9 protein-coding genes are annotated in these 7,143 nt (G+C 63.9%); 3 read left to right on the plus strand and 6 right to left on the minus strand.

Going from position 1 to position 7,143, the window contains the following annotated elements; genetic code table 11:
* Positions 1–166: 166 nt before the first annotated feature.
* Positions 167–1,453 carry a tyrosine-type recombinase/integrase gene (locus B0G38_RS21530; protein ID WP_264671353.1) on the minus strand — a complete coding sequence of 429 codons (1,287 nt, stop codon included), beginning with the start codon at positions 1,451–1,453 and terminating at the stop codon, positions 167–169.
* Positions 1,454–1,555: 102 nt separating this feature from the next.
* Here B0G38_RS21530 and B0G38_RS21535 point away from each other — a divergent pair, with 102 nt between their 5' ends.
* Positions 1,556–1,771, plus strand: a complete 216-nt coding sequence (locus tag B0G38_RS21535) for a helix-turn-helix transcriptional regulator (protein ID WP_074703344.1) — start codon at positions 1,556–1,558, stop codon at positions 1,769–1,771.
* 527 nt (positions 1,772–2,298) lie between these two features.
* Here the strand turns inward: B0G38_RS21535 and B0G38_RS21540 are convergent.
* Positions 2,299–2,706, minus strand: coding sequence for a hypothetical protein (locus B0G38_RS21540; RefSeq protein WP_264671354.1), 408 nt, complete (start codon positions 2,704–2,706; stop codon positions 2,299–2,301).
* A 384-nt stretch (positions 2,707–3,090) separates the two neighbouring features.
* Here B0G38_RS21540 and B0G38_RS21545 point away from each other — a divergent pair, with 384 nt between their 5' ends.
* Positions 3,091–3,432, plus strand: a complete 342-nt coding sequence (locus B0G38_RS21545) for a hypothetical protein (RefSeq protein WP_264671355.1) — start codon at positions 3,091–3,093, stop codon at positions 3,430–3,432.
* 144 nt (positions 3,433–3,576) lie between these two features.
* Positions 3,577–3,906 (plus strand): hypothetical protein, encoded by a 330-nt coding sequence (locus tag B0G38_RS21550; RefSeq protein WP_264671356.1) that lies wholly within the window; start codon positions 3,577–3,579, stop codon positions 3,904–3,906.
* Between the two features lie 384 nt (positions 3,907–4,290).
* On the opposite strand, the gene B0G38_RS21555 is transcribed toward B0G38_RS21550, so the two are convergent.
* The 4 genes from B0G38_RS21555 to B0G38_RS21570 are packed head-to-tail and all read right to left on the minus strand — an operon-like array spanning position 4,291 to position 6,780.
* The gene (locus B0G38_RS21555; protein ID WP_264671363.1) at positions 4,291–5,484 is read right to left on the minus strand and encodes a type II toxin-antitoxin system HipA family toxin; all 1,194 of its coding nucleotides are present in this window, start codon (positions 5,482–5,484) and stop codon (positions 4,291–4,293) included.
* Positions 5,481–5,678, minus strand: coding sequence for a helix-turn-helix transcriptional regulator (locus tag B0G38_RS21560; RefSeq protein WP_264671357.1), 198 nt, complete (start codon positions 5,676–5,678; stop codon positions 5,481–5,483). The genes B0G38_RS21555 and B0G38_RS21560 overlap by 4 nt, the downstream gene beginning before the upstream one ends.
* 51 nt (positions 5,679–5,729) lie before the next feature.
* Entirely contained in the window at positions 5,730–6,101 is a 372-nt protein-coding gene (locus tag B0G38_RS21565) for a hypothetical protein (RefSeq protein ID WP_264671358.1), read from the minus strand.
* Positions 6,088–6,780: a helix-turn-helix domain-containing protein gene (locus B0G38_RS21570; RefSeq protein WP_264671359.1), complete on the minus strand. Its 693-nt coding sequence runs from the start codon at positions 6,778–6,780 to the stop codon at positions 6,088–6,090. Before B0G38_RS21570 ends, B0G38_RS21565 begins: the two co-directional genes overlap by 14 nt.
* Positions 6,781–7,143: the final 363 nt, after the last annotated feature.

A 7,143-nucleotide genomic window follows, 5' to 3' on the forward strand; every position in this document is an offset into this window, starting at 1 on the left:
TTCTGGAGTCGGCTCTCAGGGCCTTCCGCGTGTTTTCGGGAATTTCCGTGCCTTTACTGGGATAGATGGCCTTTCAGGACCCTTTCATGGGTCGTCCGAGCGCTAGTGAGCGCCAGTGAGATACAGAATAAATAGCCCGTAAGTAGCCCGGCGGACTCTTGTGGGGCTACTTACCCCCTTGCGCAAAGATGTCATCGAAGACAGCGCGGTTGTCCACCATCACCAGCTCCTCTTCGACGTAGTATTCGCGTGTCACGGCACTACTTGAATGCCTTAGCTGTTCGGCCGCGGCTTCCAGTCCCGATGAGCGTTTGATCATTGTGGCCGTGGACTTCCGGAGCGACTTCGGCTTCACCCACGCGAAATCATCGCCGGTGCGGTTGTCATACTGCCGTGCTTGCCGCCAGGATCTTCGGAAATTTGATGTGAGTACCAGCCCGCCGACCTGGCTCTTGAAGATTAATCCTTCGGCGTGCCCGTCCAGGTTTGCCCGGCGCTTCTCGAGCAAATCAACGACGTGGGGCGGCAGCGCAATGGGCTGGATTTTCGCCACTTGGAAACGATCGCCCTTGGTCCAGTCCTGGCGGTGCCATTTGCCTTCCTCGTTCTGGGCGATGGTCCCGGAGACCAGGATGAAAGGAATGTCCTCTTCCAATCTCACGTCCTCCCAGCGGATGGCCAGCAGTTCCCCGCTGCGCACGCCTGTGCCGAGCATCACATCGATGGCCGGCCGCAGATGTACACCACGGGGCGGACCCGACGGCTGGGCCGCCTGCCATGCCTCGATACGTCGGACCAGTTCGAAGTATTCAGCTCGCGTCATGGCGCGGACCTTGGAGCGCTTGGCCTTCCGCTCCGCCTGCCGCTTGTCTTTTCCGACGGGATTGATCCCGGAGGGAAGGGCATTGAACGACACTGCGTGATCGAACATACCGTGCAGCACAATGCGCGCCGTCCTCTCGGCCGATAATCCGCCGGTGGGGATCGTGCGGGCAGCTGACTTCTTGTATGTGATTGTCCTGGTGTCGTTGCCGTCGGCAATTCTTCGGAGGTGGGCCTCAATGTAACCCGGAGTCACGTCTCGAATCTTCTTGTCGCCGATGAAGGGCGAAATCGAGATCCGGATTCGGTTCCGGTACGCCGCCATTGTCCCCGGTGCTCTTCCCCGCAGCGATTTCAGCCAGAGCTGCCCCAACTCCTCTATGGTCGTCGATCCGGTGACTTCCGAATCCGCATCGGAAAGATCGCGGGTTTCCCACTTGAACTCGAGTTCCTCGCGGGCCCGACTTTTGGTTCGACCGGAGGCCTTCATCCTTTTGCGATTGCCATGGGCGTCTCTGTAGTACCAGGAAGCTTCGAAGCCTCCGCTTTCCCTCGGAGAGAAGCTCATCTTACCGTGCGTATTCGGACGCATCTCAGGGCGCGCCATATCGGGGTCCTCTTTGCTGAACAAGTTCGATGCAATTGGTGTTGATGTCGTCAGTACTCTATCGGATCGACATCGTTGGACAGCGCAGCGACCGCCGTGCACGAGCCTGTCAGCATACAGACGGGCGTGAAACATACACAGATCACCGTCATCGACGGCAAACTGACCACGGCAGACCTTGCAGCCTACCTGAAGGTGTCGGAATCCACGCTCCGGGCATGGCGAGGTTCCAACGAAGGGCCCAGACCTATCTATGTTGGCCGAGGCATTCGCTACAGCCTGGATGAAGTTGACGCTTGGATCGAGCGCAACAGCCGTAAGGAGCGCCGCCGCGTAGCCTGATTGGCCAGCCGAGCCGAGATCCTTTGGGCGGTCCCTACGACAAGGTCAGACGTTCGATCCCCAAGCTCCACTGTTGGCGCGGATATTGTCTTCATGCGCGCTTCTGTCGTTTTTTATCGTTGCAACCCATCCGCTGCTTTTGCGCGGATGGGTGAGTCCGCAGCGTTGTCTCCTTCCAACCATATGCGCCTCAAGTATCTACATGGGGTCCGAGGCGGAAAACGCGATTCGAGCGCTTGATCCGCAGCGTCTACAACGATGCCTCCGGGTGTGCGTGAACGCGGCATATCCAACCAGCAATCGAACAAGCCGATCAGCCATCAGGTGGTGACCGCCAAAACGAGCCGTCCCAGTCGGTTCCGAACAGGCTGACAAATTCATCCGCGCCGTTTGGCGAGGGCACCCCTGATCGGGGTGTTCATCGACAAGGGCAGCCGCCCTGGAAAAGGAGGCCTCTGCCAACGTCCCCAATCGAAAGTTCACGAAATGAGCAGGGGGGGAATGAACCGCGGACCGTAGCGCCACGGCTATGCTTCGACGGCCTCGGCACGCGAGAGGAACCCCATCGCGGGATGGGCGCGTAGCCCGCGGATCCCTGCCGGCGTGCCGGCCACGAGCAACCCGACAGGCAGGCCACGAGACACTAGATGCTGAAAGGCCCCGATCAGGACCGGCACTTCGACGGGCGTTGGGTTGTCGACGCCGTGCAGGATCAGGTACCCGGATTCCTGCAGCCGGAAGCTCCGACCACTCAACTCGGCGGCGGTGCATTCGTACAGCGGCCAGCCAGCGGCAGTGACTGTTGCGCGGGCCGTGGCGATCACACTGGCCTGACCCGGGGCATGCACGCAAGATGCAAGGGTGAGCAGACCGGGGGAGCCACTTCCATTTCCCAGTGAATAGGCCAGTTCCTCTGCCCACTCTTCAAGATCCATATCTTCATCTAACGCACCCGTCTCCCGGGGAGCAACCTCGGCGACGCTGCAACCATATGATGCGTTCATGGAGAAACCGCCGGTAGCGTGTGACATCCACGGCAATCTGGTCTGGTGCTAAATTTCCGCACCTTTCCCGTCTGAACAGCCTTCGCGCAACCACCGTTTCCCTGAGCCGGGCCGTAGCCGCAGAGTTTCCATACGCGTAGCTTGCCCCCTTGCGGTGCAGCCCCCGGCACAGCTGCCAGTTTAGAATCATCTCACCACGGACTCGACTGGTCGTCAGGAGGACTGAGTTCCACTGTGTCAGTGACTAAGGAACTGGGCGTCCATGCCAGACAACCAGAAGGCCATGCTGAGATGGGCCTTCGCTGAACCCGGTCCGTGAAAGACTCCGGCAATAGGTGGTCCGCCCTTAAGCTCGCCTCCGTCACCAACTCAGCTCATGCCTCCGGCTGGTCCCGGCGCAGCATCGCCGCAGCACTGAACATCACCACCGAGCGGATCCGCCGGTTCGCCGAAATCGATGCACCGCCGATCGAAGTGCCCGGCTACCAGACCGGCGCCAGCTTCCCGGCCGACGCGGCGCGAGCCTTCCTCAGCAGGGAAGACCAGATCACCGCCCGGATCATCGTCGCCCAACGCGAGCTGACTGCACTGCTGCGCTTCGCCCACGGCGCCGGGTGGCGCCGTACCAGCAGCTGGCCTTCATTATCGGGGACGTAACGGGAGAGCGGCTGCGGCAGCTGGCTGAATCCGAGCTGGACACCTCCAACGTGGTGCCGGTGGATTTCGGGACGTTCATCCGCCCGGTCAAGCGTCGGCCAAAAGGCCCGCCGCGGAATCCTGACCGATGAAGAGAAAAAGCGGATGCGCGAGTTGGCCGCCATAGCCGCGAAGACCACCCGTGCCGACGGCAGCGCGCTGGGTGAGAACCCGGCTCCGGATGACCTGGCCGCGGTGGAAGAGAACCTGGCCGTGCGCAAGGCGTCCGAGGAGCTGAGCGCGCTGATCATCGGCGCCAAGCGGCGCAACGTGATATGGGCCGACATCGATGAAGCCTGTGGGTACAAACGCGGCAGTGCCGGGGCTCAGGCCTCCCGCACGGCTATGGTTCGCTGCCGCCGTCGGTGTGCGGCTATTCGCCCACCGGCCCCGGGGGCCTTTGAGCGCCTGGCCGAGGATCGCTCTGCCCGTTGAATTTATTCGAATCGAACCTTAGCGATGTGTCGGTCACCGGCGGAGCGGAGTTCAGCGGGCCGCCGTCTGCTAGACCGGATTGTGTGCTCCCTAGGCATATATTTGCTTCCCAGCGATCGTTATTTGTCCTTGTTTCGAATTCATGCCCACAATGATGCCCTTGGGAGAGTTGCGAGATCAATCGGGTTAAAGTCACAGTCAGGACCATGGGGAGAGTCCGAGCAGGCCCAAGGCTAGCGTGGCCAGACAGGCCGCTGCTGTCAGGCTAATTTCAGCTTGGACGGACTGTGCGACTCTGCGCCCTAGTCGGCGTGCGGACCGGTGTCCTCTCATAGGCGGTGCTGGTACGTCACTTAAGTGTGCGGCGCCGGCCACGCCCGGGCCTCAGCCCTCCAGTTCACCGCGCCGGTGTCGCAGCTCGCGTTCGGCATGGTTCAGCGGCGAACCCACAAACGGCAGGGCGCGAAGGTCGACCGAGGCTGAGGCTTTCAGCGCCAGGGCATTGGCCGTCTGCGCTGCGCGGGCGGGAAGCCCGATGGTTTCGGCGAATTCGGCCCAGTGCCGGGCCCGGAGTTTCTTCAGCTTGCCGGCCACGGGCAGGGCCAGCGTGTCGTCGTCGTAGAGCAGGGTGCAGGGCACATCGTAGACCGGAGCGATATTGAAGCCGCCGTGCCGGCCGGCGAGGATGGAGGCGTTCTTGGCATGCAGGTCCCCGTTGCCGGTCAGCCAGGCGTACACGAACTGCAGGTACAGGTTCCGGACGGCGACCGCGGGCGCCTTGCAGGCCCCGGCCAGGGCTTTCACCACCGCCTCGGAGTCGACGTTGTACTTGGAGGCCGGCGGTAACCCCATCACCTGCGCGGCATCCTCCATCGCCAGGCGGACCCAGCCGTCACCGTCGGCGACCCGGTCGAAGCGTTCCACGAGGAGGCCGGGCAGGCCGTGGCGGTCGGTGACCACGCTGGCTTTGGCGACCGGAAGTTTCAGTTGCCGGGCCGCCGCCAGATGAGCGGCCTCGTTCTCCACCAGATGCGGCTGCCTGGGCGGATCCAGCTTCAGGATGTAGCGGGCGGCCCGGGTGGCCAGGGGAGCGGTGAGCATGGAGGCGCTGGCCTTGTTCTGCACCCCGGGCAGGGCATGCAGGTCCACGGCCGCGGCCAGTTCGGTGAAGTCCAGGTCTCCGGGGCGCGTCGCGTCGGCCAACGGTTCCGGCTCGACCGGATCTTCCCCCGCCGGAACGACCTGGACGTCGCCGGGCACATCGGCGCCGACGGCAAGCAGCAGCGAGAGCTCGTCATCCAGGCTGGTCTTGACCGCGTCCTTCAGTACCGTAAGCCGGTGCCCTTCAGGCAGCAGGCCGGCGAAAAACGGCGGCAAGCCTCCGCTTGCTGTGACGACCGGTTCTTCTGCCACCGGCAGTGTTACCGCCACGGCCGGGCCGCCGTCAGCCATATACCGGCTGTCGTAGGTGAAGGCCGTGGCCCCGTCCGGTTTGCGTTCCAGCCGGCCGGCGAGGCGGCCGGTCTTGTAGACGTCGGCTGCAGCGACAAACCGCAGCTGCTGCAGGTCGGCCACTATTCGGCCGCCAGCCGGAGGCCGAGGACGTTCGCGGTGGCCGCCACGGCGGCCAGCGTCGGATTGCCGGTCCCGGTTTCGATGGCCCGGACGGTGCGTTCGGAGGTGCCGGCCAGATCGGCGAGGTCTTTCTGCGTCAGCCCAGCCTCCTTGCGGGCAGCACGGATGCGCTTGCCCACATCTTTGACGTCGCTCACGGTTCCCCTTACTTCGGCAGGATGTTGCCGGTCAGCCTGATCCAGATCCCATTATGCCGCCCGCGATGCGGAATCGGTAATATCTTGCCGAAACAGCGTCCCCACGCTCGCGGTGCGGTTGGTTATCGACGGGATCGGCATTATTCTGCCGGTCTTGTTTGAACCGCAGTACGTTTGGCCCCCGACGAGGCCGGGAATGGTTGCGGCCCCGGTTTCCACGTGCAGGACCATGTCGACGTCGGCCGTCGGCCGGGTCACCGCCCGGACGGCAGCGACCGCATGAAGCTGCACCATGAGGCCGCCGACGAATGTCCACTGTTTGTGAGGCAGGGCGTGTGCCAGCTCAACGCACTGCGGCCAGGGCGGCCCCCAGCCGCCGGGCGGGGCGGGCACGTCCCAGAGCGGCCGCTCAGCGGCGGCCATCGAGCAGCTCCTGCAGCAGCCGTGCACCGGCTGATCGTTCGCGGGTGCCCAGGGAGTTCATCAGGTCAACGGCAACGGCGGCCAGTGGGACTTCTCCGGCAGCGAAGGGTTCATCGATGGCGAGCTCGTGCAGGATGACGTTGCCGCCCGGATCCGGGACCAGTCCGAAGGCGTCGGTGAGGTCCGCCGCGTCGTCGGCCATGAGGTAGCCCTCGGCTGTGCCGCCGCCGGCCGTGAGTCCGAAGCGGTCGGCCAGCTCCGGGTCGGCCATGGCGCTGCCGCCGGTCGGCAGCAGCGTGTCGGCGATCTCGGGGATGACGGCCGGCGTCGCCCGGTGAACGGTCACGAAGTCTTTGCCGCGTGCGAGCAGGTTCAGCTCAACGGGATCGATCCGGCGAAGGCGGGCCTTGAGCCGGGACCGCTCCGAGGAGCTGACCCAGTCAGGCTTCCCGTCGGAAAGAAGTGCAAGGGCCGCCCATGCCATCCGAGGTGTCCACGGCCGGCCGCGGCGGGTGCCGGCCTGGGCGAGCCGCTCGACGGACGCCGGGTCAATGATGACGGCCCGGCCGGCGCGGCCGCTTACCGTCAGGCGTCCCGAGCCGGCGAGCCTGAGCACGGCCTGCCGTGAGACGCCAAGCTTTTCGGCCGTCTCGCTGGCCGTCAAACCATCAGAAGTCATGCACTAATGTTGTCACTCGCAACTTTAGTGTCAATCTGGTTGACCGGCGGGAGCGCTGTCTCTTCACTGACAGGACAAGAGACTCCGCTATCCGGTCGTGCCGTTTCGGCGTCGGTGTGCGAACATCGAGGTTTCCGCCGAACAGCTGGTGTTTCCGAAGGCGGGCGTAGACACGGTGCGGTAGGGCGGAGGAATCGTCCAAAAGCCGTTGCCGCCGAATCAGACACCTGACAACGTTCCAGGAAGCTAACGGCTTCGGCACGACCCTCTAGGAGGGCGCTGAACAAGGGGCAATTTTGGGCCGTGGGGTTCGCTTTCGTGCCCTTTCCGGGGCCTTGGGCGGCGCGCTGGGGGGTCTCCATT

The sequence above is a fragment of the Crystallibacter permensis genome, from assembly GCF_025960875.1.
Lineage (GTDB): Bacteria > Actinomycetota > Actinomycetes > Actinomycetales > Micrococcaceae > Crystallibacter > Crystallibacter permensis.

Coding starts and splice junctions, on each gene's coding strand:
- B0G38_RS21540 (WP_264671354.1), bottom strand. CDS start 2,706: ATGGATCTTGAAGAGTGGGCAGAGGAACTGGCCTATTCACTGGGAAAT.
- B0G38_RS21550 (WP_264671356.1), top strand. CDS start 3,577: ATGCGCGAGTTGGCCGCCATAGCCGCGAAGACCACCCGTGCCGACGGC.
- B0G38_RS21565 (WP_264671358.1), bottom strand. CDS start 6,101: ATGGCCGCCGCTGAGCGGCCGCTCTGGGACGTGCCCGCCCCGCCCGGC.
- B0G38_RS21570 (WP_264671359.1), bottom strand. CDS start 6,780: ATGACTTCTGATGGTTTGACGGCCAGCGAGACGGCCGAAAAGCTTGGC.